This is a genomic window from Streptomyces sp. NPDC014801 (assembly GCF_043082085.1).
In the GTDB taxonomy this organism is placed as follows: Bacteria; Actinomycetota; Actinomycetes; order Streptomycetales; family Streptomycetaceae; genus Streptomyces.
On sequence record NZ_JBIBXG010000003.1, the window covers coordinates 1 to 25,039 of the forward strand.

At 73.9% G+C, this 25,039-nt stretch carries 19 protein-coding genes and 1 pseudogene; 15 read left to right on the forward strand and 5 right to left on the reverse strand.

Annotated features, from left to right (window positions below; genetic code table 11):
- The first annotated feature begins 428 nt into the window (after window positions 1-428).
- The 9 genes from ACF1AL_RS06765 to ACF1AL_RS06805 all read left to right on the forward strand — a co-directional run bounded on the left by ACF1AL_RS06765 (window position 429) and on the right by ACF1AL_RS06805 (window position 14,981).
- Complete coding sequence (locus ACF1AL_RS06765) at window positions 429-1,577, forward strand: ROK family glucokinase (RefSeq protein ID WP_366838133.1); 1,149 nt, start codon at window positions 429-431, stop codon at window positions 1,575-1,577.
- Window positions 1,574-2,155, forward strand: a complete 582-nt coding sequence (locus ACF1AL_RS06770) for a sugar kinase (RefSeq protein ID WP_366838132.1) — start codon at window positions 1,574-1,576, stop codon at window positions 2,153-2,155. Before ACF1AL_RS06765 ends, ACF1AL_RS06770 begins: the two co-directional genes overlap by 4 nt.
- A gap of 107 nt (window positions 2,156-2,262) precedes the next feature.
- Window positions 2,263-5,154 (forward strand): SNF2-related protein, encoded by a 2,892-nt coding sequence (locus tag ACF1AL_RS06775; protein WP_391825710.1) that lies wholly within the window; start codon window positions 2,263-2,265, stop codon window positions 5,152-5,154.
- Window positions 5,155-5,333: 179 nt separating this feature from the next.
- Window positions 5,334-7,523, forward strand: a complete 2,190-nt coding sequence (locus ACF1AL_RS06780; RefSeq protein WP_391825472.1) for an SWIM zinc finger family protein — start codon at window positions 5,334-5,336, stop codon at window positions 7,521-7,523.
- Between the two features lie 133 nt (window positions 7,524-7,656).
- Window positions 7,657-8,160 carry a hypothetical protein gene (locus ACF1AL_RS06785; protein WP_391820858.1) on the forward strand — a complete coding sequence of 168 codons (504 nt, stop codon included), beginning with the start codon at window positions 7,657-7,659 and terminating at the stop codon, window positions 8,158-8,160.
- Window positions 8,130-9,548 (forward strand): hypothetical protein, encoded by a 1,419-nt coding sequence (locus ACF1AL_RS06790; protein WP_391701932.1) that lies wholly within the window; start codon window positions 8,130-8,132, stop codon window positions 9,546-9,548. Before ACF1AL_RS06785 ends, ACF1AL_RS06790 begins: the two co-directional genes overlap by 31 nt.
- Window positions 9,545-10,990, forward strand: coding sequence for a VWA domain-containing protein (locus ACF1AL_RS06795; RefSeq protein WP_391820857.1), 1,446 nt, complete (start codon window positions 9,545-9,547; stop codon window positions 10,988-10,990). The genes ACF1AL_RS06790 and ACF1AL_RS06795 overlap by 4 nt, the downstream gene beginning before the upstream one ends.
- Before the next feature lie 74 nt (window positions 10,991-11,064).
- Window positions 11,065-12,177, forward strand: a complete 1,113-nt coding sequence (locus tag ACF1AL_RS06800) for an AAA family ATPase (protein WP_384214214.1) — start codon at window positions 11,065-11,067, stop codon at window positions 12,175-12,177.
- Window positions 12,174-14,981, forward strand: coding sequence for a hypothetical protein (locus ACF1AL_RS06805; protein WP_391825473.1), 2,808 nt, complete (start codon window positions 12,174-12,176; stop codon window positions 14,979-14,981). Before ACF1AL_RS06800 ends, ACF1AL_RS06805 begins: the two co-directional genes overlap by 4 nt.
- Window positions 14,982-15,046: 65 nt before the next feature.
- On the opposite strand, the gene ACF1AL_RS06810 is transcribed toward ACF1AL_RS06805, so the two are convergent.
- Entirely contained in the window at window positions 15,047-15,691 is a 645-nt protein-coding gene (locus ACF1AL_RS06810) for a dihydrofolate reductase family protein (RefSeq protein ID WP_391825474.1), read from the reverse strand.
- A 164-nt stretch (window positions 15,692-15,855) separates the two neighbouring features.
- Complete coding sequence (locus ACF1AL_RS06815; protein WP_386417349.1) at window positions 15,856-16,512, reverse strand: TetR family transcriptional regulator; 657 nt, start codon at window positions 16,510-16,512, stop codon at window positions 15,856-15,858.
- 83 nt (window positions 16,513-16,595) lie between these two features.
- Between ACF1AL_RS06815 and ACF1AL_RS06820 the strand changes: the two genes are divergently transcribed.
- Window positions 16,596-17,522: an oxidoreductase gene (locus ACF1AL_RS06820; protein ID WP_391825475.1), complete on the forward strand. Its 927-nt coding sequence runs from the start codon at window positions 16,596-16,598 to the stop codon at window positions 17,520-17,522.
- Between the two features lie 151 nt (window positions 17,523-17,673).
- Here ACF1AL_RS06820 and ACF1AL_RS06825 read toward each other — a convergent pair whose 3' ends face one another.
- Both ACF1AL_RS06825 and ACF1AL_RS06830 read right to left on the reverse strand, forming a co-directional pair.
- Window positions 17,674-19,914, reverse strand: coding sequence for a M48 family metalloprotease (locus tag ACF1AL_RS06825; protein WP_391825476.1), 2,241 nt, complete (start codon window positions 19,912-19,914; stop codon window positions 17,674-17,676).
- Entirely contained in the window at window positions 19,911-20,390 is a 480-nt protein-coding gene (locus ACF1AL_RS06830; RefSeq protein WP_366838119.1) for a hypothetical protein, read from the reverse strand. The genes ACF1AL_RS06825 and ACF1AL_RS06830 overlap by 4 nt, the downstream gene beginning before the upstream one ends.
- A gap of 298 nt (window positions 20,391-20,688) precedes the next feature.
- Here ACF1AL_RS06830 and ACF1AL_RS06835 point away from each other — a divergent pair, with 298 nt between their 5' ends.
- Window positions 20,689-21,534, forward strand: coding sequence for an RNA polymerase sigma factor SigF (locus tag ACF1AL_RS06835; RefSeq protein WP_384214203.1), 846 nt, complete (start codon window positions 20,689-20,691; stop codon window positions 21,532-21,534).
- 164 nt (window positions 21,535-21,698) lie between these two features.
- Here ACF1AL_RS06835 and ACF1AL_RS06840 read toward each other — a convergent pair whose 3' ends face one another.
- Complete coding sequence (locus tag ACF1AL_RS06840; RefSeq protein ID WP_384214201.1) at window positions 21,699-22,151, reverse strand: ATP-binding protein; 453 nt, start codon at window positions 22,149-22,151, stop codon at window positions 21,699-21,701.
- Between the two features lie 268 nt (window positions 22,152-22,419).
- Here ACF1AL_RS06840 and ACF1AL_RS06845 point away from each other — a divergent pair, with 268 nt between their 5' ends.
- The 4 genes and pseudogenes from ACF1AL_RS06845 to ACF1AL_RS06860 all read left to right on the forward strand — a co-directional run bounded on the left by ACF1AL_RS06845 (window position 22,420) and on the right by ACF1AL_RS06860 (window position 24,765).
- Window positions 22,420-22,908, forward strand: coding sequence for a GNAT family N-acetyltransferase (locus tag ACF1AL_RS06845; RefSeq protein ID WP_384214199.1), 489 nt, complete (start codon window positions 22,420-22,422; stop codon window positions 22,906-22,908).
- Between the two features lie 367 nt (window positions 22,909-23,275).
- A pseudogene (locus ACF1AL_RS06850) lies at window positions 23,276-23,541 on the forward strand (RNA helicase); the annotation flags it as partial.
- A 217-nt stretch (window positions 23,542-23,758) separates the two neighbouring features.
- Window positions 23,759-24,001 (forward strand): DUF5302 domain-containing protein, encoded by a 243-nt coding sequence (locus tag ACF1AL_RS06855; protein ID WP_391825477.1) that lies wholly within the window; start codon window positions 23,759-23,761, stop codon window positions 23,999-24,001.
- Between the two features lie 560 nt (window positions 24,002-24,561).
- Window positions 24,562-24,765, forward strand: coding sequence for a cold-shock protein (locus ACF1AL_RS06860; RefSeq protein ID WP_366838112.1), 204 nt, complete (start codon window positions 24,562-24,564; stop codon window positions 24,763-24,765).
- Window positions 24,766-25,039 lie beyond the last annotated feature (274 nt).

Below are 25,039 nucleotides of genomic sequence, written 5' to 3' on the forward strand. Positions count from 1 at the left end.
ACCCGCTACGACAAACGCGCCCGCCACTACCAAGCCATGGTCACCCTCGCCTGCCTCCTGCTCTGGCTGCCCTGACTTTGCGGACACGACCTAGGGGGTGTCTCGTCGATCACGCCGGGCTCGCGACGCCTGGCACCGCACCTCGCCGCGTTGTCGTCACTCTCCCCCAAGCTCTTCGAGCAGGGGGGACCCCCAATGCTCCGCATCGACTCCCTCCTCCGCCTTGCGATGCACGGCACCAGACGCCGCTCCCTGATCCGGCCTGATCGACGAGACACCCCCTAGGAGCGCGCGAGGCCGTGTCGACGGGCGGCTCGGCCGGGTGGGCGCGACCGGCCGCCGCGGCGCCGCACCCGGGATATGGCGGCGGCCACTCCGCCGCTCCCGCGTTCGTCGCCGAAGCCCCCCGTGCGGCAGAATCGGCGACGATGAGCACCTACGGCACCTTCACGGCCCCCATCGGCTCGCGCCGCGCGACCGCGCTGCGGACGGTCGGCACCCGGGAGCGCCGGTCCCACCTGACCGCCCCCCGCGTGCCCACCGTCGGCATCGACATCGGCGGCACCAAGGTGATGGCCGGCGTGGTGGACGCCGACGGCAACATCCTGGAGAAGCTCCGCACGGAGACCCCGGACAAGTCCAAGAGCCCCAAGGTCGTCGAGGACACCATCGTCGAACTGGTACTGGACCTGTCCGACCGGCACGACGTGCACGCCGTCGGCATCGGCGCGGCCGGCTGGGTCGACGCCGACCGCAACCGCGTCCTGTTCGCCCCGCACCTGTCCTGGCGCAACGAGCCGCTGCGCGACCGTCTCGCCGGACGCCTGTCGGTGCCGGTCCTGGTCGACAACGACGCCAACACCGCCGCCTGGGCCGAGTGGCGCTTCGGCGCCGGCCGCGGCGAGGACCACCTGGTGATGATCACACTGGGCACCGGCATCGGCGGCGCGATCCTCGAGGACGGCCAGGTCAAGCGGGGCAAGTACGGCGTCGCCGGCGAGTTCGGCCATATGCAGGTCGTGCCCGGCGGCCACCGCTGCCCGTGCGGCAACCGCGGCTGCTGGGAGCAGTACAGCTCGGGCAACGCCCTGGTCCGGGAGGCCCGGGAACTGGCCGCCGCGGACTCCCCGGTGGCGTACGGGATCATCGAGCACGTCAAGGGCAACATCGCGGACATCACCGGCCCGCTGATCACCGAGCTGGCCCGCGAGGGCGACGCGATGTGCGTGGAGCTGCTGCAGGACATCGGCCAGTGGCTCGGCGTCGGCATCGCCAACCTCGCCGCCGCCCTCGACCCCTCCTGCTTCGTCATCGGCGGCGGTGTCTCCGCGGCCGACGACCTGCTGATCGGCCCCGCGCGGGACGCCTTCAAGCGGCACCTCACCGGGCGCGGCTACCGGCCCGAGGCCCGCATCGTGCGCGCCCAGCTCGGCCCCGAGGCCGGCATGGTGGGCGCCGCCGACCTGGCCCGGCTGGTCGCCCGCCGGTTCCGCCGCGCCAAGCGGCGCCGCGTGGAGCGCTACGAACGCTACGAGCGGTACGCCGAGGCCCGCCGCACGGCCCGGGACTCGGCATGACGACCCAGCTGCCCCACCAGGCACCGCCCGCGGACGACACCGAGCGGCCCGCGGAGGACCGCCGGCACATGATCCGGCGCCGCGCGCTCACCCTGCTGATCATCGTGCTGCTCATCGGCGTCCCGGCCGGCTACCTGGTGATCTCCGCCAACCAGAGCCGCGACAGCGGCAAGGACAAGGAGGCCAAGTACTCGGCGACCGGGCTCACCGCGGGCTGGCCGTCCCGGGTGCAGCGCCGCCTGTACCAGGTGCCGATCCCGAAGCAGTCCTACGAGGTCGCCTACTACGAGACGAACAACTGGAAGACCAGCCGTCTCTACGTCCAGTTCCAGACCTCCCTCGCCAACCTGGACAACTTCCTGCGCTGGATCGGCGCCCACCGCGGCGAGCTGAAGCTGAACGACATCACCATCAGCGAGCGCGACCAGAAGATCACCGGCTGGAAGTTCACCGGCCCCGGTCCCTGGGGCGGCCTGGTGCACGAGCAGCGCAACCCGGCGCCCACCCTCGACGTCGTGGTGAACATGGCCGACCCGGACAACCCGATGGTGTACGTCGTCTCCCGCACCGTGCCCTGACAGGGCCGCCGGTCCAGTCACGCACCGCCGCCGGAGCCGATTGTCGGACCCCGCCCGTAGAGTCGGAGACGACTGATCCGGCAGGAGGACGGGAGGTGGCAGAGCGTATGGCCGACTGGCCCGCGGTGGCGCGGCGCGGGAGCGGCGTGCCCGCGACGGCGCGGCGCGAGGACGACCTGCCCCCGGCGCCCGCGCGCGTGCCCGCCCGGCTCGCGGCCGTCTTCCTGCCCGCGCCCGTGCCGCGCGAGGGCCGGATCGCCTTCTGGGACCCCGACGACCGCCCCCTGCCCGAGGGGACCTCCGCGGAGCCCGCCGACCTGACCGTGGTCCGGCCGCACGGCACGTCCGTCCGCCGCAAGCAGACCCCGGCGCTGTCCCTGCCCCTCGACACCGCGCTGCCGCTGCTGGTGCGCGGCCGCCGCGACCCGGCCGCCCACCCCGCCACCGCCGCCTGGGGCGCCGCCGCGCTGCACGCACTGCGGCTCACCGCGCGCGGGCGCCTGCTGCCCGGCCTCACCCCGACCGGCCACGACGCCTGGCGCGCCGGCCCCCTCGACCCCGACGACGTCGCCCACCTGCGGGCCGTCGCCGCCGCCCTGCCCCCCGAGGGGCACGCCGTCCCGCTGCCCGGACCGGGCCCGCTGCGGCTGCCCGCCCCCGAGGCGCTGCTGCGCGCCTTCCTCGACGCCGTCGCCGACACCCTGCCCCGCACCCCGGCCGCCCCCTTCGCCACGGGCCGGCCCTTCGCCGCCCGCGCCCCGCAGCGGCTGCCCGGCGCCCAGGACTGGGCCGCCGAGGTCGCCGCCGGCATGGACGCCGGCGTGCGGATCTCCCTGCGCCTGGACCTGTCGGCGGCCGACCTGTTCGACCCGGGGCCCGGCGGCGACGGCGCGCGCGGCGCCGCAGCCGCCATCGTCCAGGTCCACAGCCTGGCCGACCCCACCCTGGTCACCGACGCGGCCACGCTGTGGGCGGGGGAGGCCGACGCCGCCTTCGGCTCCCGCGCCCGCGTGGACGCCGCCCTCGCCGTCCGGCGCGCCGCCCGCGTGTGGCCGCCGCTCGCCCGGCTCACCGAACAGGACACCCCGGACGTGCTTGCCCTCGGCGAGGACGAACTGAGCGACCTGCTCGGCGTGGCCGCGACCCGCCTCGCCGCCGCGGGCGTCGCCGTGCACTGGCCGCGCGACCTGGCCCAGGACCTCACCGCCAGCGCCGTCGTCCGCCCGGCGCCCGGCTCGGCCACCGACGGCACCGGGTTCTTCGAGAGCGAGGACCTGCTGCAGTTCCGCTGGCAGCTCGCCCTCGGCGGCGAACCGCTCTCCGAGGCCGAGATGGACGCCCTCGCCGAGGCCCACCGCCCGGTGGTCCGGCTGCGCGACCAGTGGGTGCTCGTCGACCCGGCACTCGTCCGCAAGGCCCGCAAACGCGACCTGGGCCTGCTCGACCCGGTGGACGCGCTGTCCGTCGCCCTCACCGGCACCGCGGAGTTCGACGGGGAGACCGTCGAGGCCGTTCCGGTCGGCGCGCTGGCGGCCCTGCGCGACCGGCTCACCGCCGGCCTGCACCCGGCCGACCCGCCGCCCGCCCTCCACGCCACCCTGCGCGACTACCAGCTGCGGGGACTGGCCTGGCTGGAGCTGATGACCTCGCTCGGCCTCGGCGGCTGCCTCGCCGACGACATGGGCCTCGGCAAGACGATCACCGTGATCGCCCTGCACCTGAAACGGGCCCGCCGTGAACCGACCCTCGTCGTCTGCCCGGCCTCCCTGCTCGGCAACTGGCAGCGCGAGATCACCCGCTTCGCCCCCGGCGTCCCCGTCCGCCGCTACCACGGCCAGACCCGCACCCTGGACGACCTCGACGGCGGCTTCGTCCTCACCACGTACGGCACCATGCGCTCGGCCGCGCCCACCCTCGCCGAGCAGCCCTGGGGCATGGTCGTCGCCGACGAGGCCCAGCACGTGAAGAACCCCTACTCGGCGACGGCGAAGGCGCTGCGCACCATCCCGACACCCGCACGCGTGGCCCTGACCGGCACCCCCGTCGAGAACAACCTCTCCGAGCTGTGGGCCCTGCTCGACTGGACGACCCCCGGCCTGCTCGGCCCGCTGAAGTCCTTCCGCGCCCGGCACGCGCGCGCCGTCGAGACCGGCGAGGACGAGGAGGCCGTGCAGCGGCTGGCCCGCCTGGTCCGTCCCTTCCTGCTGCGCCGCAAGAAGTCCGACCCGGGCATCGTGCCCGAGCTGCCGCCCAAGACGGAGACCGACCACCCGGTGCCGCTCACCCGCGAACAGGCCGCGCTGTACGAGGCGGTGGTGCGCGAGTCGATGCTCGCCATCGAGACCGCCGAGGGCATGGCCCGCCGCGGTCTGGTGCTGAAGCTGCTCACGTCCCTGAAGCAGATCTGCGACCACCCCGGCCTGTACCTCAAGGAGGATCCCGGCCCGGTCGCCGGCGACCGGCTCGCCGCGCGCTCCGGCAAACTCGCCCTGCTCGACGAGCTGCTGGACACCCTCCTCGCGGAGGACGGCTCGGCCCTCGTCTTCACGCAGTACGTCGGCATGGCCCGCCTGATCACCGCCCACCTGGCCGGCCGGGCGGTCCCCGTCGACCTGCTGCACGGCGGCACGCCCGTCCCCGAACGTGAACGCATGGTCGACCGCTTCCAGAGCGGTACGACGCCCATCCTGGTCCTCTCCCTCAAGGCCGCCGGCACCGGCCTGAACCTCACCCGCGCCGGCCATGTCGTCCACTTCGACCGCTGGTGGAACCCGGCCGTGGAGGAGCAGGCCACCGACCGCGCCTACCGCATCGGCCAGACCCAGCCCGTCCAGGTCCACCGGCTGATCACGGAGGGCACCGTCGAGGACCGCATCGCCGAGATGCTCGCCGCCAAGCGCGCCCTGGCCGACGCCATCCTCGGCTCCGGCGAGTCCGCCCTCACGGAACTGACCGACCGTGAGCTGTCCGACCTGGTCTCGCTGCGGAGGGAGGCGTGATGACGGAACAGGACGGCCCTTCCGAGCCGCACGGCCCTTCCGAGCCCCACGGTCCTTCCGAGCCCCACGGTCCTTCCGAGCCCCACGGTCCGGCCGAGTCACACGGCCCCGCCGAGGCGGCGCGCCGCGCCCTGCGCGAGGCGCGGGAGCGGGGCGGCGCGACGCCGGAGAGCGCCCAAATGGGGGAGGAGCGCGGCGGCGCGGAGAGCGACGCGGGCGAGGCGGATCGGCACGGTGGCACGGCGGACGCCGTAGAGGAGACCGGAGAGTCGCAGTCGCAGTCGGAGCCCCAGCCGCCGTCGCGACCGGGTGACGTCGCCCGCGCGGCGCTGCGGCGTGCCGTGGCACAGCGGCGGACGGCGGCCGTCACCGACGAGGCGATGGCGGAGGCTCCCTCGCCCGCCGAGAGGCCGACCGAAACCGTCGCTACGCACACGGACGCGGCAGCGTCCGACACCGACACGGCCGGGCGGCCCGGGACGGTCGGGCAGCCCCCGGGCACCGCCACGGCCGATGAGGCATCCGGCACCCGCGCCGACGAGGAGACGCCGGACACCGGCACGACAGCGCCCGCAGCCACACCCGCACCGGGCAGCGCGACCCCCGCGGACCGGGCCCGTGAGGCGTTGCGGGCGGCCCGTGCCGAGGCGCGGCGCAAGGCCGAGGCGGACCAGCCGGGCGGCGCGTCCCCGGCACGCCGCAGACCGTCCCGCTCCGCCGCGCCCCCGGCCGCCCGGCAGCGGACCCAGACCTCGGGGGACGCGGCGGCCCAACGCGCCCGCGAACTTCGCCAGTTGCTCTCGGGTGCCTTCCACATGCCCACCGACGCGTCACCGGAGGAGCCCGCCGAGGGCACCGACAGCCCTGCCGCACAGCAGAGCCGTACCCTCGCACCCCCGCCGGCGGAGCCGCACCCCGCGCACGCCGACGACGACACCCCGGCCAACCGCCCGCCTGTGGAAACCCCGGCCAACCTCCCGCCTGCGGAAACGCCGGCCCACCGCCCGCCTGCGGAAACCCCGGCCCGCCCTCCCGCCACCGCCCCGTCCCCGGCGTCCCGCGCACACGGCGAGGCCGCTCCGGCGTCGTATCTGCCCCGTTCCATGGCCGCCCCCGCGCGGGACGGGGACCTGCGGCGCACCTTCCCGGCGTTCGCGCCCCGGCCGGCGGGGGACGACACCCGCTTCGCCGAGACCTGGTGGGGCAACGCCTGGGTGACGGCGCTGGAGGAGGGCGCGCTGGACGCCAAGAGACTGGCGCGCGGGCGCGGTTACGCCGAGCAGGGGCATGTGGACGCCATCACCGTCACCCCCGGTTCGGTGCTGGCGTACGTGCAGGGCAGCCGCCCGCGCCCGTACCGGGTCCAGGTGCGGCTGCGCACGCTCGGCGACGACGACTGGGCGCGCTTCCTGGACGCCGCGGCCGAGCGGCCCGGCCACATCGCCGCCCTGCTCGACAAGGAGATGCCGCACTCCCTCGCCGACTGCGGAGTGCCGCTGCTGCCCGAACCGGGCGATCTGGAACCGCGCTGCAGCTGCCCCGACCGCGGGCACCCCTGCAAGCACGCCGCCGCCCTCTGCTACCAGACCGCGCGGTTGCTGGACGCCGACCCCTTCGTCCTGCTCCTGCTGCGCGGCCGCGGCGAGCGGGAGTTGCTCGACGCGCTCGCCCGGCTGAGCGCCACGCGCGCGGCCCGCGCCGCCCAGGACCGGGAACCGGCACCCCTGCCCGGCGTCCGCGCCACGGAGGTCTTCGCGGCGCGGCAACGCCCGCCGCTGCCCGAGCCGTTGCCGCTCCCGCCGCATCCGGAGCAGCCGCCCGTCTACCCGGCCGCCCCCGGCGGACCCGACCCGATCGACCTCGACCAGCTCGCGACCGACGCCGCCGCCCGCGCCCACGCCCTCCTCGCCACCGGCGAGGACGAGGTGGGCCGGCTGACGCTGTGGCAGGACGCGGTACGGCTGGCGGCGGCCCGCCCCGGTTCCGGACTGACCGCCGGCTCACGCGCCCTGTACTCCTCGCTCGCGACCGCCGTCGGGCGCACCCCGGCCGAACTGGCCCGCGCGGTCGCCGCATGGCGCCAGGGCGGCCTGGACGGGCTCGCCGTCCTGGAGGAGCCCTGGGACCCGCCGGCGGGCCGCTTCGACCGCGCCCGCCCGGCGCTCCTGGCCGCCGACCTGCCCGCGTTCCGCCCCTGGCGCAACCGGCTCACCCACCCGCGCGGCCACGTCCAGCTCCGGCTCGGCCAGGACGGCCTGTGGTACGCGTACGAGTCCGAGCCGGACGCCGACGACTGGTGGCCCCGCGGCACCCCCGACCCGGACCCCGTGGGCGCCCTCACCGGCCTCGGCACGGCCGACGACGCCTGAGCCCCGCCCCGCCGTCTCCCACGACGCCACCCGCCCTGCTCGCAAGGGGCGTTGTCAGTGGTCCCCGCTAAGTTCGATGGTGTCCCGCCGGTCCGGCGATGGGCTTCCCTTGTGCTGCGAAGGAGATGGTGCGTTGTCCGACGTCGAGAGGTCGAGCACGGCGCGGGTGATCCCGCCGGCCCGGCCGCGCAAGCTGGCCAAGGTCCCGTTCGTGGAGCTGGCCGACGGACGCCTGCAGGGCGTCGTCTCCAGCGGTTCGGCGATCGAGCGGGTCTACGTCTCCTCGGTCGCCGCCGGGACGTACGCCTACGCGTGCAGCACCAACAACAACCGGCCCTGCGGCGGTGCCCGCGGCGGCTTCTGCAACCACATCGGCGCGCTGATCACCGAGGCGGTCCTGCAGTACGGCGCCGAGCGCGTCGCCCGCTATCTGCGCGTCGACCTCGCGGACGGCGAGCCCGGCGCGCAGCCGATCCGGCTCGCCATGAGCGCGACCCGCCCGGCACCCGCGGACGGCACGGCGGCCGCGTCGGTGTTCAGCCGGTTCCTGCGCCACCTCGCCTACCTGGAACTGGCGCAGAGCACCGCGCCGTTGCCGGAGATGCAGTGGTTCCCGCCGACCAGGGCGGTGGCCTGATGCGGATCGACCTGCTGACCGAACCGGTCGACGGCCTCGACGAGACCCTGGCCGCCGTCGACGCCTTCGACCGGACCCTGCTCGGCGGCCTGCTGCGCCCGCAGCCCGCCCAGAGCGCGGGCCTGACCGCCCTCGCCGACGCGGTCGCCGCGAGCCCGCTCGCCGCCCGCGTCGCCGAGGCCGCCGAGAAGGCCGCGGCCGGCGCCGCGAGCGAGGACCACTTCCTCGCCCTGGCCGCCGCCCGCACCGCGCTGCTCGGCGCCGCGCACGACGCGCTCGCGGAGCGCGCCGACGAGGCCACCGGCCGCACCCGCACCGGCACGCCCGCCCCGGCCGCCGCCGGCGAGCAGACGCCGAACCTGCTCGCCGCCGCCCGCTCCTGGCTCTGCGACCTCGCCCGCACCGGCTGGCAGGGCCTCGACCACGACGTGGTGGCGGGCTCCGCCCAGGTGGTCTCCGCGATGCTGCCGCACCTCGCGCTGCGGCGCCTGGCGACCCTGCTGGACGGCTTCGCCGCCGAACTCGCCGCGTCCTGCCCGGGAGCCTTGCTGGAGCGGGTCCCCGTGCGCCGCTGGGCCGACCTGTGGGCGCGCGGCATGCTCCTGACCGTGCCCGGCGGCGCCGGCGCCCCCGCCACGGACACCGTCACCGGCCGGCTGCTGCCCCTCGGCGTCGACGTCCAGGAGCACGCCACCGCCGCCCAGGCGCAGGTCCACGCCGTCCTCGAACCCGCCGACGGCTCCGCGCCCCGGCTGGTCCGTGCGAGCGTGTCCGTGCCGAAGCCCGACACGGTCCTCGGCGCCGGCGTCTGGCAGCTGCTGCGCCCGCACCTGACGCTCCTGGCCGCCGCCGGCGAGGGCCGCTCCATGGACCTCACCGACATGCCGGTGACCGCCGAGGGCGACCTGATCTGGCAGGAGGAGCGGGCACGCGCGGGCGAGAGCGCCGACCCCTTCGCCACCGCCCGCGTCGCCCTGCCCACCGCGCTCGCCCCGTCCGCCGCACCCCTGGACCGGCACCCGGTCCGCCTGGCCCACCCGGTGTTCCTGGAGGGCTACGGCACCGAACAGGACGGCGACACGGTCACGTTCACCCTCGCCGGACACCGGCTGGCCGTCGACACCGACCGCGTTCCCGCCGCCGGTCCGCTCACCCCGCAGGCCGTAGCCGCCTCCACCGCGTGCATCGGGCTGCTGCGCTGGGACGCCGGGCAGTACGGCCTGCAGCCCCTCGCGGTGGAGACCACCGTGCGCAAGAAGACCGTCGCGGTGCACGCCGGGGCCTGGGCCGGGGGCACCACCGACAAGGCCGGCGTCAAGGCGGAGAAGGCCGCCACCGACGCGGTGGCCGTGCTGCGCGAACGCGCGGGAAGGCTGCTGCGGACATGACCGACCACACGAACGCCGCCCCCTCCACCGGGCCGGCCGTGCCGCCGAGCGCCGACGAGAACCGCCGGCAGGTGCTCTACTGGCGGCTGCTCGCCCGCCTCTTCGACCCCGAGGAGCAGGCCGCCCTGGAGTCCGCCTCCCTCGCCGTCGTCGAGGACATCGGCCTGCCGCCCGCGCTGCTGGACCCACAGGCCTCCGTCGACGCGCTCGTGCAGCGCCACCCGGAGCTGGCCGCCGAGTTCGAGGGCCTGATGGTGCCCGAACCCGAGGAGGAGGGCCGCGACCGCGCCGCCGAGGTGCGGCGGGCCGCCCTGGCCTCCAAGGTGCTGCTCAACGTCTTCGCCTCCGCCCCCGGCACCGTCACCGCCGGGCAGCTCGCCCGCTGGCAGGCCGACGCCGGCTGGCTGGAGCGCGCCCTCGGCTGCGTACCGGGCGACCTGCGCGGCGGTCGTGCCGGGGGAGGGGGCACCGCCCGGGCGGGCGGCGGCGGGGGAGTGAGCCCGACCGGCACCGGAGCCGGCTTCCCCACGCCCGACCTCTCCACGCTGATCCCGGCGATCGGCCCCGAACTCGGCGCCATCGAGGCCGACCTGGTCCAGCGCATGCAGCTGCGGGAAGTCCTCGCCGACCCGCAGCTCGCCGCCCGGCTCACCCCCAGCATGTCGCTCATCGAGCAGCTGCTGCGCGACAAGAACAACCTCTCCGGTGTCGCCCTCGCCAACGCCAAGGCGCTCATCCGCCGCTTCGTCGACGAGGTCGCCGAGGTGCTGCGCACGCAGGTGGAGAAGGCCTCCGTGGGCGCCCTGGACCGGTCCGTCCCGCCCAAGCGGGTCTTCCGCAACCTCGACCTCGACCGCACCATCTGGAAGAACCTCACCAACTGGGACCCCGAGGAGGAGCGGCTCTACGTCGACCGCCTCTACTACCGCCACACCGCCCGCAAGACCACACCCCAGCGGCTGATCGTGGTCGTCGACCAGTCCGGCTCCATGGTCGACTCGATGGTCAACTGCACCATCCTGGCGTCCATCTTCGCCGGACTGCCCAAGGTCGACGTCCATCTCATCGCCTACGACACCCAGGCCCTCGACCTCACCCCGTGGGTGAGCGACCCCTTCGAGACCCTGCTGCGCACGCAACTCGGCGGCGGCACGGACGGCACGGTCGCCATGGCCCTGGCCCAGCCGAAGATCGCCGAACCGCGCAACACGGTCGTGGTGTGGATCTCCGACTTCTACGAATGGCGCTGCGAACCGCTGTTCGAGAGCATGGCGGCCATCCACCGCTCCGGCGCGAAGTTCATCCCCGTCGGCTCGGTGACCAGCGCCGGCCGCGGCAGCGTGAACCCGTGGTTCAAGGAGCGGTTCAAGGACCTCGGCACGCCGGTCATATCCGGCCACATCCGCAAGCTGGTGCACGAGCTGAAGTCGTTCCTGACCTGAGAGCGCCGGTTCGCCGCCCCGCCTTCTTCGTTCGCTCCCTTCCTTTCCTTTTTTCCTCATCGAAAGGCCCTGACGTGTCCGACCTGTTGCGCGCCCCCGCCGAGATCAAGTACGCCGAGGAGCTGGACTGGCTGGAGTCCGTCGACACCCACCCCAAGCCGTACTCCTGGCGGCTGTCGCCGAAGATGATCCGGGTGTTCATCCTGGGCTCCGAGCGCGCCGACGGGCTCGACCGGGAGATCCCCCAGAAGTGGTTCGGCGACCGCAGCATCGTCGAACGGGCCATCGTCACCCTGGCCTCCGACCGCGGACTGCTGCTCATCGGCGACCCCGGCACCGGCAAGAGCTGGCTGGCCGAGCTGCTGGCCGCCGCCGTCTGCCGCAACTCCACACTGGTGGTGCAGGGCACGGCCGGCACCACCGAGGACCACATCAAGTACTCGTGGAACGTGTCCATGGTCATCGCCAAGGGACAGTCACGGGAGTCGATGATCCCCTCGCCGATCATGACCGCGATGGAGGGCGGCGTCATCGGCCGCTTCGAGGAACTGACCCGCGCCACCAGCGACGTGCAGGACGCGCTGATCTCCATCCTGTCCGAGAAGTACGTCTCGGTGCCCGAACTCGACAGCGACAACATCGTCTTCGCCAAGCCCGGCTTCACCGTCATCGCCACCGCCAACAGCCGCGACCGCGGCGTCAACGACCTGTCCTCCGCGCTCAAGCGCCGCTTCAACTTCGTCCGCATCCCCGTCGTGACGAACAAGAAGAGCGAGGCGGAGATCGTCCGCTTCCGCACCGAGGAACTGCTGCGCCGCCACCGGATAGAGCTGGACGTTCCGCCGACACTGCTGGACGTGCTGCTGCAGAGCTTCGCCGACCTGCGCGCCTCCGCGGCCGCCGCCGCGAGCGACGACGAGAAGCTGGAGTCCGCGCTGTCCACCGCCGAGCAGATCGGCGTGCTGGAGGACGCCATCCTGCACAGCAACTTCTTCGGTGAACGCGCCCTGACAGCCCGTACCCTCGCCTCCTCCCTGGTCGGTTCGCTCGCCCGGCGCGAACCCGAGGACCTGGCCATCCTCAACAAGTACCTGCACGGCGTCGTCGAGCCGCGCGGCAAGGAGGAGGGCGGCTCCTGGCCGGAGTTCTACGAGGGCGGCCGCGACGCGATCGCGACCCTGTCGTGAACGCCGTGACCGAGGGCACCTTCGCCGCGCTGCGCGGACAGCTCCAGGAAGCGGCGGCGGCGCTCGCCGACGGGCCGGACGCCCTGGAGGGCATCCTGCTCGGCATCGTCGACGACGTCGACCGCGCGGTGCGCGAACCACTGGAGATCTTCCCGGTGTGCCACCACTCGCCCGCCTCCGCGCTCGCCATGGCACGCCGGCTGCGCGAGAAGCAGCCGAAGGTGGTGTACCTGGAGCTGTGCGAGGACATGTCGCCGATCCTCACCGAGCTGCGCAACTGCCGGCTGCCCGTGGCGGTGCAGGCGTTCGCCACGGAGGTCGACGGCTTCCCCGCCGAGTGGGCGCCGCTGTCGGTGGTCGCCCCGATCACCGAGGCGTCCGCCGAGTACCAGGCCCTCGCCTACGCCCTGGACACCCCCGGCGTCGAGCTGGTCCTCGTCGACCGCTCCTGCGACCACGTCTTCCAGTGGCAGGAGAAGCCCGCCGACCCCGCGGAACCGGTCGGCCCGGATGCACCGGTCGCCCAGGAGGAGGCCGCGCTGCACGGCGACGCCGTCGGCGTGGAGATCGGCGACCTGCGCCCCCGCTTCGCCGAACTGGAGGAGCACCTGCTGCGGCACGGGCGCGTGCGGCACTGGTCGGAGTGGTGGCACCAGTACGTCGAACTGCCCCTCGGCGACGCGGACCACGACACCTACCGCCAGGTCATGCTGCTGATCGGCAGCCTCTTCCGCCGCCTGGCACCCGGCGATCCGCACCGGGTCCGGGTCGACGAGGACCGCGAGCGGTACATGTGGACGCGGATGCGCGCCCACCTCGCCGAGACGGGCACCGACCCCGCGGACGCGCTGTACGTCTGCGGCGCCTTCCACGCGGCCAGCCGGGTCGAGGAGTTCGGCGTCCACGGCGCCGGCACCTTCGAGATCACCCCGCCCAGCGCCACCAAGTGGCAGTACGGCCTGATCCCGTCCAGCCACGCGGCGATCGAGGCGCAGTTCGGCCTCGCCGCCGGTTCGGTGTCCATCGCGGCGAGCGAGTGGGCGAAGAACCTCAGGCGCACCCGCGTCACGCCGTACCGGCTCGCCGGGCAGGCGGGCACCAGGACGTCGAAGAAAGCGGCCAAGGCCGTGCCCGCCGCCGTCCCCGCGCCCCCGCTCGACGCGTCCGACAAGCTGACCGGCTTCCTGCGGCGGCCCCCGGTCCTGGACCGGCTCGACGAGGCGGAACTGCTCGGCTGGTCGGTGGAGATCGTGCGCGCCGCCCGCCGCAACGGCTACCTCGCCTCCACCGCCGACGCCATCGCCGTCTTCGAGACGTCGATCCTGCTGGCCGGACTGCGCGAGCGGGCCAAGCCGACGCCGTACGACTTCCAGGACGCGGCGGTCACCTGCATCGAGAAGGACAGCGTGCCGGGCCGGCGGGACGTGCGCCGCCTGGTGGAGATCATGCTCGGCGGCGACCGGGTCGGCCAGGTCGGCTACGACGCGCTGCCCCCGCTCGCCCGGGACGTCCACGACCGGCTCGCCCCGCTGAACCTCAAGCTCCAGCAGCGCGGCGTCCAGCGGGCCCTGCTCGACATGGCGTCCCGGCCGGAGCTCGAGCAATGCTCCGACGTGCTGTGGATGCTGCGGTACCTTCTGCCGCACGGGGCGGCCCGCCCCATCATGGGCGAACGGCGGCTCGGCGAACGGCCCATCCAGGAGTCCTGGGACCTGGCGCTCGGCACCCACCAGCGGGCCCTGATCGAGCTGGGCTACGAGGGCGTCAGCATCGAGCAGGTCCTGGAGCAGCGGCTGCGGCGCACCGCGTACGGCCCGCAGGCCACCACGGCGACCGTCCTCCAGGCCGTCGAGGACGCCACCCTCTACCTGCGCAGCCGCCGCCTCGCCGACGAACTGGGCCGGCGCGCGCTGGAGGTGCTCGCGACCGAGCGGAGCGTGGACGGCGCGCCGGAGGTGCTGCGCCGGGTGCGCGGCCTGCTGGCGTACTACCGCACCAGCGAGCCGGCGCTGCCCGCGTGGATCGAGTCGTTCGTCACGACCGGATACGCGCACTACTGCACGCTGCTGCCGACGGCGTTCGCCGACGACGACGCGAGCGTGCGCCAGGTGGCGGCCATGCTGGGCTTCCTGTTCAGCATGGAGGGCCTCGCCCTGTCCCTCGGCTGCGACCGCAACCAGCTGGAGCTGGCCGTCGCCCAGTCGCACCCGGAGGACCCCGCCAAGACGGCGCTGCTGTGGGCGGCGAGGACACAGCTGGGCCGGCTCACCCGCGCCGACCTGCGGGCGCGGTGCGCGGAACTGCTCGGCAACCCGCTGGTGGTGCCCGCCTACCCGCGCTATCTCAGCGGTTTCCTGCACGCGCTGGAGCCGGTGCCGGGCCTCGCCGACTTCGTCGTCGAAGCGGTCTCGCACGCCTTCGCGCAGCTGCCGGACCCGGTGCTGCTGCCCTGGCTGCCGACCCTCATCACCACGCTGCGCGGCAGCGGCGCCGATCTCGCGCCCCTGCTGATCCGCGAGGCCGGCCGGGTCTTCCCGGGCCGGCTGGCGGACCTGGACGCGTGGACACCGCCGTGGCGGGCCGAACCGGCCTCGGCAGCCCCGCGCCCGGCCCGCGACCGCGCCTCCGCGCCCCGCGGCCCGGCCCTGCTCGCCGCCCACCCGGCGACCTGCGACGCGGTGGCGGACCTGCTCGGCTGCACGGGCACCTGGCAGTCCGCGGAGCCGGCCCCGGCCGGCGCGGCCCTGCTCGCCCGCCATCCGGACACCGCCGAGGCCTTGAAGGCGCTGCTGGCCACGCCCTGACACCGCGGGGCGCACGTGTCTGCCGCCGGAGCCACCGCGCCCCCGCCCGCGGTGGCTCCGGCAGGTCACCGGCGCCAGAACAGGTGGTGCGTCACACCGCTCGGGCTGGGCACGACGTCGAGGTGGTACCGGTCGAGCAGTTCCTCGGGCGACTCCCACAACCGGGTGCCGGAGCCGAGCTTCATCGGCGAGACCGCCACGTGCAGGGTGTCGACGAGACCGGCGTCCAGGAACTCCCGGACGACGGTCGCACCGCCGCCGAGCCGCACGTCCTTGCCCTGTGCTGCCTCCCGCGCCAGGGCCAGCACGGTGGCCGGGTCGCCGTCGACGAAGTGGAAGGTGGTGTCGGAGAGGGTGAACGAGGGACGCGTGTGATGGGTCATGACGAACACCGGGGTGTGGAACGGCGGCTCCTCGCCCCACCAGCCGCGCCACTCGTGGTCCTGCCAGGGCCCGCGCTGCGGCCCGAACTTGTTGCGGCCCATGATCTCGGCGCCGATGTTGTGCGCGAAGTCCCGCGTGAAGTAGTCGTCGAGGCCCCGGCTGCCGCCGGGAGCGGTGCGCCCGGGCCAGCTCGCGGTGTGGATCGCCCAGGCGAACATCTGCGAGGGATCGGCGTGACCGAAGGGCCGCTCCAGACTCTGTCCCTCCCCGGCGCCGAATCCGTCACTGGAGACGCTGAAGTTCTGCACACGCAGCAGCTGGGGCATCGGGTCCTCCACGTGTCGTAGGCGATGAAGGGGAGACCGGCCGCAGCGACGGAACTCATCGGTGCCCCGGCGACCGACGTGCGTCCTGCCCCGACGACGTCGTGCGTCCTGCCTCGGCGACGACGTGCGTCCGCGCCGGCGACGACGTGCGTCCCGCTGCGGCGTCACGTCGTCGGGACGGTGCCGGTGCCGGTGCCGGAGGTGGGGACGGGGACGGGGACGGCGTCGAGGGACGGGGCGACGACGGTGAAGGCCCGGTCGGTGAGCGTGGCGGGATCCTCGGTGCCGTCGCTGTCGCTCCAGCGCTGCAGCACGGTGTGGAAGGCGGCCAGCGCCATGCCCGCCGCCAGCTGCGGATACAGCTCCGTCGCGGGGTCGAGGCCCAGCCGGCGCGCCAGCTCGGCCGCCAGCTCCTCCCGCCACTGCGCCTGCCGCTCCAGGAAGCGGCCGAGCAGCGCCGGCGTCCGCAGGATCAGCTGGACGACGCGCAGGGCCCGGTCCGCGTGCCCTGCGCAGGCGTCGACGGAGCGCCACACCGTGGCGCGCAGCGCGGCCGACGGCGGCTCCTCGGCCGGGCGGCCCGCCAGTTCCTCGCACATGGCGGTGCCCAGGCCGGCGAGGAACTGGACGACCACGTCCTCCTTGGAGGCGAAGTAGCGGAAGAACGTCCGCTTGGACACCCCGGCGGCGGCGGCGATCTCGTCCACGGTGACCGCGTCGAAGCCGTCGCGGGCGAGCAGGGTCAGCGCGGCCTGCGTGAGTTCGTCCGCGACGAGCTGGCGTTTGCGCTGGGCGAGGGTGCCGTCCGGAGGGGGCGTCATGCTGCCCATCGTAAGCGCCGTGCCGTCGCTGTCTCGAAATGCCATTCTTGACACTCGGTGTCACATGCGGCACGGTGAGGCGCATGACGAGTAGGAAGCGCTGGAGCGCGGAGGAGATCCCGGACCTCGACGGACGGGTGTTCGTCGTCACGGGGGCGAACAGCGGTCTCGGCCTCGCGACCACCCGGGCCCTCGCCCACAAGGGCGCCCGGGTGGTCCTCGCGGTGCGCGACGAGGCCAAGGGCCGCAAGGCCGTCGCGGAGATCACGGCCGTGTGCCCGGGCGCTCGCCTGGAGGTCCGCCGGCTGGACCTGACCGACGGGGAGTCGATCCGCGCCTTCGCCGGCCGGCTGGCGTCGGACGGCGTACGCCCCGACGTCCTGGTCAACAACGCCGGTGTGATGGCGCCGCCGCGCACGCTCACCGACGGCGGCATCGAGCTGCAGTTCGCCGCCAACCACCTCGGCCACTTCGCGCTGACCGGCCTGCTGCTCGACCTGCTCGCGGGCGGCGACGACCCGCGCGTGGTGACCGTGACGTCCGCCAACCACCGCCGCGCGCGCATCGACTTCGACGACCCGACCGGCGCCCGGTCGTACTCCCCGATGGGCCGCTACAACCAGTCCAAGCTCGCCAACGCCGTCTTCGGACACGAGCTGCACCGGCGGCTGACCGCTGCCGGCAGCCCGGTCCGCAGCATGCTGGCGCACCCCGGCTACACCGCCACCGGCCTCCAGACCAGCGCCCCCGTCGGCTCGGTGCGACTGCTCTACGGCCGCGTCCTGCTGCCGCTGGCCCAGTCCCCGGACCAGGGCGCCCTGCCCCAGCTGTACGCCGCGACCGCACCGGACGCGCAAGGCGGCGAGCTGTACGCCCCGGACGGCCCCGGCGAACTGCGCGGCGCCCCCCGCCGGGCCGTCCTGGCGCTCCGGGCCACCGACCCGGGCACCGCCGAGCGCCTCTGGCGTCTGTCGGAACGCCTGACCGACGTGCGCTACGGCTCGGCGTGAAGGACACGGCACGGCGCCAGAGTCGCGGCGCGAAAGACTCGCGCGAAGGGCGCGGCACGCAGGGCGCGGCGAATCAGGGGCGGCGCGAAAGGGGCGGCGAATCAGGGCGGCGCGAAAGGCGCGGCGAGTCAGGGGTGCCGCGAAAGGCGCGCTACCGCCCCTGACCGCGGCCCGTCCCGCCGGCGCCGCCCTGCGCCGCCGGACCCCCGCGCCCACCGGGCACCGCCGCCGGACCCCCGTGCCCACCGGGCACCGCCGGCGGACCCCCTGGCCCTTGTCCACCGCGTACTGCCGCCGGACCCCCGCGCCCGCGCGGCAGCGCCGCCGCCGTCAGCAGGGTGCCGAGGACCGCGCCCTCGATCCCGACGCCGAGCTGGAAGCCCCACAGCTGCCGGGGCAGCGACAGCGACAGCAGGACGCCCACCGCGAACGCGGTGGTCACCGCCCACGCCGTGCCGCGCGTCCGGGCCAGGCCGCCGGCCAGCACCCCCGCGGCCGCCGCCACCGTGACGGGCGTGAGGAACTGCGGGTACGCCAGGGCCTCCAGGCCCCGCACCCGCGCCCACCAGGTGTACGCGGGCGGCAGGAGGACGGCCGTCAGCAGCGTCGCCCCCAGCGCCGGCAGCAGGGCGCGCCGGGCGGGCCGGACCCGTTCCGCCACCATGTACCGGCTCAGCCGCCAGCCGCGTACCGCCCCGGCCAGGGGCACCCCGAGCAGCAGCGCCAGCAGGCCGAGCAGCCACCACGGATGGACCAGCCGGGTCATGTAGACGTACTGCGCCCACACCGCGGCGTGCACCGGTCCCGGCAGCGCGGACAGCCGTTCGTCCATGAACTGACCGAACTCGATCTCCCACTGGAGCCCGAAGACGGTGTCCGCCTCGCCGACCACCGCGCCCGCCACCACCAGCCCCAGGACCGCGACCATGCGCACGGGCCGCCGCGCCAGGTCCACCGACCGGGCCCAGCAGTCCCCGAGGAACTGGCACCACACGGTGAACAGCAGCGCCAGCACCGCCACCACCAGCCAGCCGGAGAACTGCAGCGACACCCGCAGCCCCGGCAGCATCAGATGGTCGACGATGGCCGTGGGGGAGAGGGCGAAGCCCGCCAGCACCCCCAGCCCCACCCCGAGCCGGAACGGCACCGGCGAGGGCACCGCGGCCCGGCGGTCCAGCCGGTGCAGCGCGGCGCGGACCACCGTCAGCAGCAGCACCAGCACCACCAGCAGGGTGATCAGCCAGGTCGGCCACCAGCCGCGGATGCCGCCGTTCTGGCGGACCTGCGCGGTGACCGAGGCCACCGGATCCCAGGAGACCGGCAGGCAGAAACCGACGACGAAGGCGAAGCCGAAGCCCTGGTGCATCAGCAGCGTCTGGTCCGCCAGGCAGTCCCGGCGCTGCGCGAACGACGGATGGGTGCGGGTGAACCGCGCCCACCAGCCGCGGACCGACCGCCGCGGCCGGCCGCCGGGCCCGGCGGAGGCGAGGCCGAAGGCGCGCAGCAGCGGTTCGGGTGTCCCCATCCACTCCACGACCCGGGCGTCCGCCCGGAACTCCCTGGTCCGCAGGATCACCGAACGGGCGGCGAGCGCGACCGCCGCGAAGGCCGCCGCGTCGAGCAGCGCGGCCCCCGAGTACGGGGCGCTGCCCGGGACGAAGAGCAGCCCCACCAAATCGCCGAGCATCCGGGGGAGGAGCAGGAGCGCGAACCAGCAGCGCAGCAGCGCCAGCGTGATCAGGGTGATGTCGACGTCGCGGTTGCGCAGATGGGCCACTTCGTGGAGGACGACGGCCCGGAAGGCGGCACGGTCCGCCGCGTCCCCCTCGTGAAGCCGGATCAGGCCGCGGCTGAGGATGATGTGCCGGCGGCCGGCCCGGCCGAAGGTGACGCCGTTCACCCCCGAGTCGAGGAAGTCCACCAGGACGGTGACCCCGCGGGCCCGCTCGGCGCCCGCGGTCAGACGGGTGATCTCCGCGTGCAGGGAGGGGAAGCGTCCGGCGTCCAACGGGCGCACCCCGCGGCGCCGGGCCCGGCGGGCGGAGCGGAACCAGTAGTGCGCTGCGGTGGCCGCGGCGAGGATCGCGTACGAGACGAGGATGCCCTGGGAGGTGCGGTCGTCGCTGGAGTCGCACGGTTTCGGCCGGGGGCCGTTCTCGAGGAACCGGGCCGTACCGCCGGCCTCCCGCACCGCGTCCCGCAGGCAGCTGTTGAGATCGGGGCCGCCCCGGTCCCCGGCGATGACGTCGGCGTAGCCGGGGTGCAGGACGGACAGGAACGACAGCACCGCGCAGATCAGCAGGACGAAGGCGAGGAGCGTCCCCGAGGGCAGCGGCCGGCGCGGTGGCGGCAGCGTCTCCAGGGCCGGCTCGCCGCTCCCGACGGCCGTCATGTTCCGGAACCGGGCCCGCCGGCCTCCCTCAGGTGGTCCCGGACGGCCTCGGCGAGCAGCTCGGAGCGGTCCGGCGGCAGCCCGAGGAGGACGGCGGTACGACTGGCCGCGGCGCCCAGCTCGGCGATCCGTTCCTCGGTGAGAGGGGCGGGCCGCTCCTCGGTTTCGGGCGTGGCCGATTCCTCGCCGCGTCCGCGGCCCAGCCTGCGGCGGATCCGCGCCACCAGGCCGCTGCCGACCGTCTCGCCCATCATCTTGACCACCTCGGTGGCGACCCCGCAGGCGATGCTGGTGACGACGAGCTCGGCGACGCCGCCGAAGGCCAGCGGATCGTCCTCGCGGCGCCGCCGGTCCCGCCGGCCGGGCCGCTTGGGCAGGCTCGCCGCGGTGTCGTCGAAGTAGGGCAGCTCCTCGGGAGCGATCCGCGCCACGATGGCCCGCCCCAGCGCGAGGTCCGCGGCCTCGGCCTGTTCCACGTCCGTCTCCCTCCTCGCGGCGCCTCGAAGGATCAGCAACCGTAGTGCACAACGACCTTGCACGCAGGGCCACTTGACGATGTTGACACGCCCGTGGGAACGGGACCAGTGGCCCACCGGACACCGCACCGCCGGCACACGACACCGCGTTCCGCCCTGCGCTCCCGCGCCGACGGACCACGTGACCGGAACCCCAGTTCGTGTAAATGCAGGCATGGATGCAAGATGAAGGGGTAATCGCGGGTCGGCCGCGCACATCGGCGGCCACCGCATCATTGGGTAGTGGGAGGGACATGTCATGGCGCTCATGAGTGCGACGGTTACGGACCCGGGGACGCTTGAGCTGCCGGAGGTCGCCGATCCCTCCCAGGTGGCGCCCAAGGACGCCCGGGAGCTGTCCAAGGTCTTCTTCGACCGGCTGGCGACGCTGGAGGAGGGCACGCCCGCCTACAGTTACGCGCGCAGCACGCTGATCGAGATGAACATGTCCCTGGTCCGCTTCGCCGCCGGCAGGTTCCGCAGCCGTGGGCCGGAGGAGATGGAGGACATCGTCCAGGTCGGCATGATCGGTCTGATCAAGGCGATCGACCGGTTCGACCTGTCGAGGGAGTCCGAGTTCACCTCCTTCGCCATCCCCTACATCGTCGGTGAGATCAAGCGGTTCTTCCGCGACACCACCTGGGCCGTGCACGTCCCGCGCCGCCTGCAGGAGGCCCGCGTCCAGCTCGCGCGGGCGACGGAGGAGCTGCGCAGCCGCCTGGGCCGTACCCCGACGGTCAAGGAGCTGTCGGAGCTGCTGAGCCTGCCGGAGGACGAGGTGCGCGAGGCCCGCCTCGCCGCCAACGGCTACAACTCCTCCTCCCTGGACGCCACGCTCCACGGGCACGAGGACGGGGAGGCCGCGCTGCAGGACTTCATCGGCGCCGAGGACGCCGCCTTGGACCTGGTGGAGGACGTGCACGCCCTCACCCCGCTGATCGCCGAGCTCGACGAGCGCGACCGGCAGATCATCCACATGCGGTTCGTGGAGGAACTCACCCAGGCCCAGATCGGTGAGCGCCTGGGGGTCTCCCAGATGCACGTGTCCCGCCTGCTCTCCCGCTGCCTCGCCCGCCTCCGGGAAGGCATGCTCAGCAAGGACTGAAACCTGCTCGGCCAGGACTGAAACCTGCTCGGTCAGGACCGGGACAAGCTCGGCAACGGCTGAGACATGCTCGGCAAGGACTGAAAGGGCATCCTGGGCAAGGACCGAAACGTGCTCCGCCGAGGCCGGCCGCCGACACGGCGGCCCCTCGGCGTACTCGGCGTCTAGCCGCCGCGCCCGCGCAGGCTGAGGGACGCGACGATCTGCTTGCCGGTGTCCAGGGGGACGGCGCGGACCTCGTCGCAGAGCCGCCCCACCAGATGCAGGCCGTGTCCGCCGACACGGCGCGGGTCGTGCTCCCGCGGCAGGGGGAGGTGGCGGGAGGTGTCCCGCACGCCGACCCGCAGCAGGGCGCCGTCGGCCGTCACCTCGAGGAGCAGTGCGCCCGGGCCGGGCGCGTGGCGCACCGCGTTGGTGACCAGCTCGCTCACGACGAGCTGGGCGTCCTGGCTGGACCGGTCACGCGGTCCGTGGCCGGCTTCGGACAGGAGGGTGCGTACGGCCGCCCGGGCCTCGGCTATCGACACGCCGTCAGCCGTGTCCCAGGCGGTGCTGTACCGCCGCGCCACGGAAGGACCCGGTTCATCGGGCGTTCGATCCTTCAGCGGGGTGACCATGGACCTCCTCCTGCGGGCCGCGCCGTGCCCTCTCCTCGGACAGTGTCGTCGTCGCCTGTCCCCGGACATTGTCGCTGTCGCACATCCGCGGACGTTCTCGGTGCCGCGTATCCGCTTACCCGCTGTCGCCCCGCCCATGGGAGGCCAGGCCCGATGTCGCGCTGCCCATGGGAGGCCAGGCCCGATGTCGCCCTGCGCATGCGAGGTCGGCGCTCCGAGCGGCGGGCCCGCCGCGCGAAGGCGCTCCGCGGTGCGACATACTCTCCCGATGCGTTCACGTACCTCCCCGATCAGCCGGCCGGTCACGATACGGAGGGCCGTCGCGCGGGACGCCAAGCGGCTCACGCGGATCGTGCGGGGCTCGGGCGCCTACCAAGGCAAGTACGCGGCCGCGGTCGAGGGCTACCGGGTCGGCCCCGATTACCTCGAGGCCCACCGCGCTTTCGTGGCCGTCGGCGCCGATGAGCAGGGCGGCCGGGTCCTCGGGTTCTACTCGCTCGTCCTCGACCCGCCGGAGCTCGACCTGCTGTTCGTCGCCGACGAGGCGCAAGGACGGGGTATCGGCCGGCTGCTCGTCGCGCACATGCAGTCGGAAGCCCGTGCCGCAGGGCTCGACCGGGTCAGGGTCGTGTCGCATGGTCCCGCCGAGGACTTCTACCACCGCACCGGTGCCGTCCGGACCGGCACCGCCCCGGCGAACCCGCCCGCCGTCCCGTGGGACCGCCCGGAATTCGAGTTCCGCATCCCCCCGGAATGACCCGCTGCGCCCGGTCGCCGCACCGGCGTGCAGGGTGGCTCGCCCCGGGCCCCACCGAACGCCCGAGCTGCCGGCGGCGACGGAAGGTCCTCCACCCCGTCCGACCCTGTGCGATCGCAACCCTCGTTGGAGGGGGGGTGTGCTGCAGCTCCGGCGTCGGCACCGCCGCCCCCGGGTTCTTCTGCCTGCGCCCTCGCGTCGAGTGCTCGTCACATCCGGCCGGGGCCCTTGGCGACCAGCAGTCATAGCCTTCGCCTCTGCAAAGTCGAACGCTCCGAGAGGCGTCTGAGGCGATGCCTGCCCCCGCCGAGCGCACGGGCTTCTCGCACCGCAGGGCTGTTCATGATCGCGGAAGCTGCGAGAGGGCCATGCGCACCGGGGGGGGCGCACCGCCCGCGCCGGTGAGTCCGGCAGCGTGGTCATGCTGGTGCCGGCGGCCGGGCGCCGTGAGTCGAGCCGCATGATGGCCGAGGCCGATATCGAGCCGACCGTGACCAAGGTCGCGGCCTCGGCACCAGCAAGGACCCTTCCCGCGGCACCGGCGGCAAGTCCCGAAAGGCCGGCGAGGCCCGCAAGCTCGCCGAGGCCCGCAAGCTCGCCGAGGCCCGCAAGGCCGGCCTCGTGCGTCGCAACGGCCGAGAGCCGTTGCCCTGGCGGCGAATCCCCTGGCCACGGGATTGGCAACCTCGGCCCGGCCCGAAGCCGTCATGTGCGCCTCACTTACGAAGTCAACGCCTTTGGCCGCGAGAGGGAGACCCGCCGAAACGGAGCAGAATGATGTTGCCGGCGCCTCGCACTGCGCCCAGCATGACAAGCTGTGCTTGCCCACCCCCGAACCCAGGAGGTCACCATGACCGCAGAGCCCGTATCTACGGAAGGTTCGGAGCCGGCTGCCCCGGAGACGTCCCCTCTGGAGCCGGACAGCGACGGCAACTACGACCTCAAGCGCAAGTTCCGCGAAGCCCTGGCGCGCAAGCGCGGTGCGCAGGCGGACGCCGCTGAGGTTGCCGCCAAGTCCGAGGGATCGAAGGTGCGTTCGGCGCACGGCCCGGCTGCGAGCCAGCGGTCGTTCAGGCGCAAGAGCGGCGGCTGAGTCCATGAGCCCCGCGGTCTGACCGCTTCGCCGGCACTCGCGCTCTCCACTCAGGCGTGCCGTGCAGTGGCCCGCGACGTGCGCATGCCCGTGCGCACGTCGCGGGTGGGGCTCAGCCGGCGGACTCGCCTGGGGGAATGGCCTCGCCGAACTGGAATTCCGGGCTGAGGGCACTGCCTTGTCCGAGGGTGCGCGGCCGGTGGTGCGCGCCTTGCGTGCCCCTGTACCGCTGTGAAAAACGACTGCGGCTGCCATCAGTTCCTCGCCGTCCGCAGGGGCAATATCTGTGCCCGCGGGCTGAGATTTCAACGGAACAAGCAGGCAGATTCTCTACCGCATTAAGCGGAGTGGGATACTTCACCGTACGCAGGCCGCTTCGGCGTGCTACTGTCGATCTCAGTTGCAGTTGTGGTTCCCAAAACTTCAAGTGCCCTCCGGTCGGCGCATGCGCCACCGAAGCACTTTTGTTGTCCGGTCTTTTTCCGGGCGGGTTGATCATCGCGGCGACACAGGGTCCGCGCAGTGCGGATCCCGATGCACTGCCCCAAAGGAGAAATGACATGGCTGCTGGTACCGTGAAGTGGTTCAACGCGGAAAAGGGCTTCGGCTTCATCGAGCAGGACGGTGGCGGCGCTGATGTGTTCGCCCACTACTCGAACATCGCCGCCCAGGGCTTCCGCGAGCTGCAGGAGGGCCAGAAGGTGACCTTCGACATCGCGCAGGGCCAGAAGGGCCTGACGGCCGAGAACATCGTTCTCGCCTGACGCTGACTGTCGCGTAATCGTAGCTGGGGCCCGCGTCCTTCGGGGTGCGGGCCCCAGCTACTCGCATTTTCCGCAGTGGTTTCGCCTGCGGACGACAACCAGGAAACCCGTAGGCTCACCGCATACGGGGCATCCTGCAGGGGTGCACGCATCCCTTCATGGCTTCATCGCGGCGGACGCCCGAACACTGCGTCCGCTTCGCGTCACTCATTCCAGCTCCTGTGCGCACGGACTTTCCGTCGGTCAGATTCGCTGTCGCATTCCACCGGTCCAT

Excerpts from the sequence above, each read along its gene's own strand:
- ACF1AL_RS06810 (WP_391825474.1), bottom strand. The coding sequence starts at position 15,691 with ATGCCCCAGCTGCTGCGTGTGCAGAACTTCAGCGTCTCCAGTGACGGA.
- ACF1AL_RS06855 (WP_391825477.1), top strand. The coding sequence starts at position 23,759 with ATGACCGCAGAGCCCGTATCTACGGAAGGTTCGGAGCCGGCTGCCCCG.
- ACF1AL_RS06775 (WP_391825710.1), top strand. The coding sequence starts at position 2,263 with ATGGCCGACTGGCCCGCGGTGGCGCGGCGCGGGAGCGGCGTGCCCGCG.
- ACF1AL_RS06845 (WP_384214199.1), top strand. The coding sequence starts at position 22,420 with ATGCGTTCACGTACCTCCCCGATCAGCCGGCCGGTCACGATACGGAGG.
- ACF1AL_RS06815 (WP_386417349.1), bottom strand. The coding sequence starts at position 16,512 with ATGACGCCCCCTCCGGACGGCACCCTCGCCCAGCGCAAACGCCAGCTC.
- ACF1AL_RS06795 (WP_391820857.1), top strand. The coding sequence starts at position 9,545 with ATGACCGACCACACGAACGCCGCCCCCTCCACCGGGCCGGCCGTGCCG.
- ACF1AL_RS06770 (WP_366838132.1), top strand. The coding sequence starts at position 1,574 with ATGACGACCCAGCTGCCCCACCAGGCACCGCCCGCGGACGACACCGAG.
- ACF1AL_RS06825 (WP_391825476.1), bottom strand. The coding sequence starts at position 19,914 with ATGACGGCCGTCGGGAGCGGCGAGCCGGCCCTGGAGACGCTGCCGCCA.
- ACF1AL_RS06780 (WP_391825472.1), top strand. The coding sequence starts at position 5,334 with ATGGGGGAGGAGCGCGGCGGCGCGGAGAGCGACGCGGGCGAGGCGGAT.
- ACF1AL_RS06765 (WP_366838133.1), top strand. The coding sequence starts at position 429 with ATGAGCACCTACGGCACCTTCACGGCCCCCATCGGCTCGCGCCGCGCG.
- ACF1AL_RS06820 (WP_391825475.1), top strand. The coding sequence starts at position 16,596 with ATGACGAGTAGGAAGCGCTGGAGCGCGGAGGAGATCCCGGACCTCGAC.
- ACF1AL_RS06840 (WP_384214201.1), bottom strand. The coding sequence starts at position 22,151 with ATGGTCACCCCGCTGAAGGATCGAACGCCCGATGAACCGGGTCCTTCC.
- ACF1AL_RS06835 (WP_384214203.1), top strand. The coding sequence starts at position 20,689 with ATGGCGCTCATGAGTGCGACGGTTACGGACCCGGGGACGCTTGAGCTG.
- ACF1AL_RS06860 (WP_366838112.1), top strand. The coding sequence starts at position 24,562 with ATGGCTGCTGGTACCGTGAAGTGGTTCAACGCGGAAAAGGGCTTCGGC.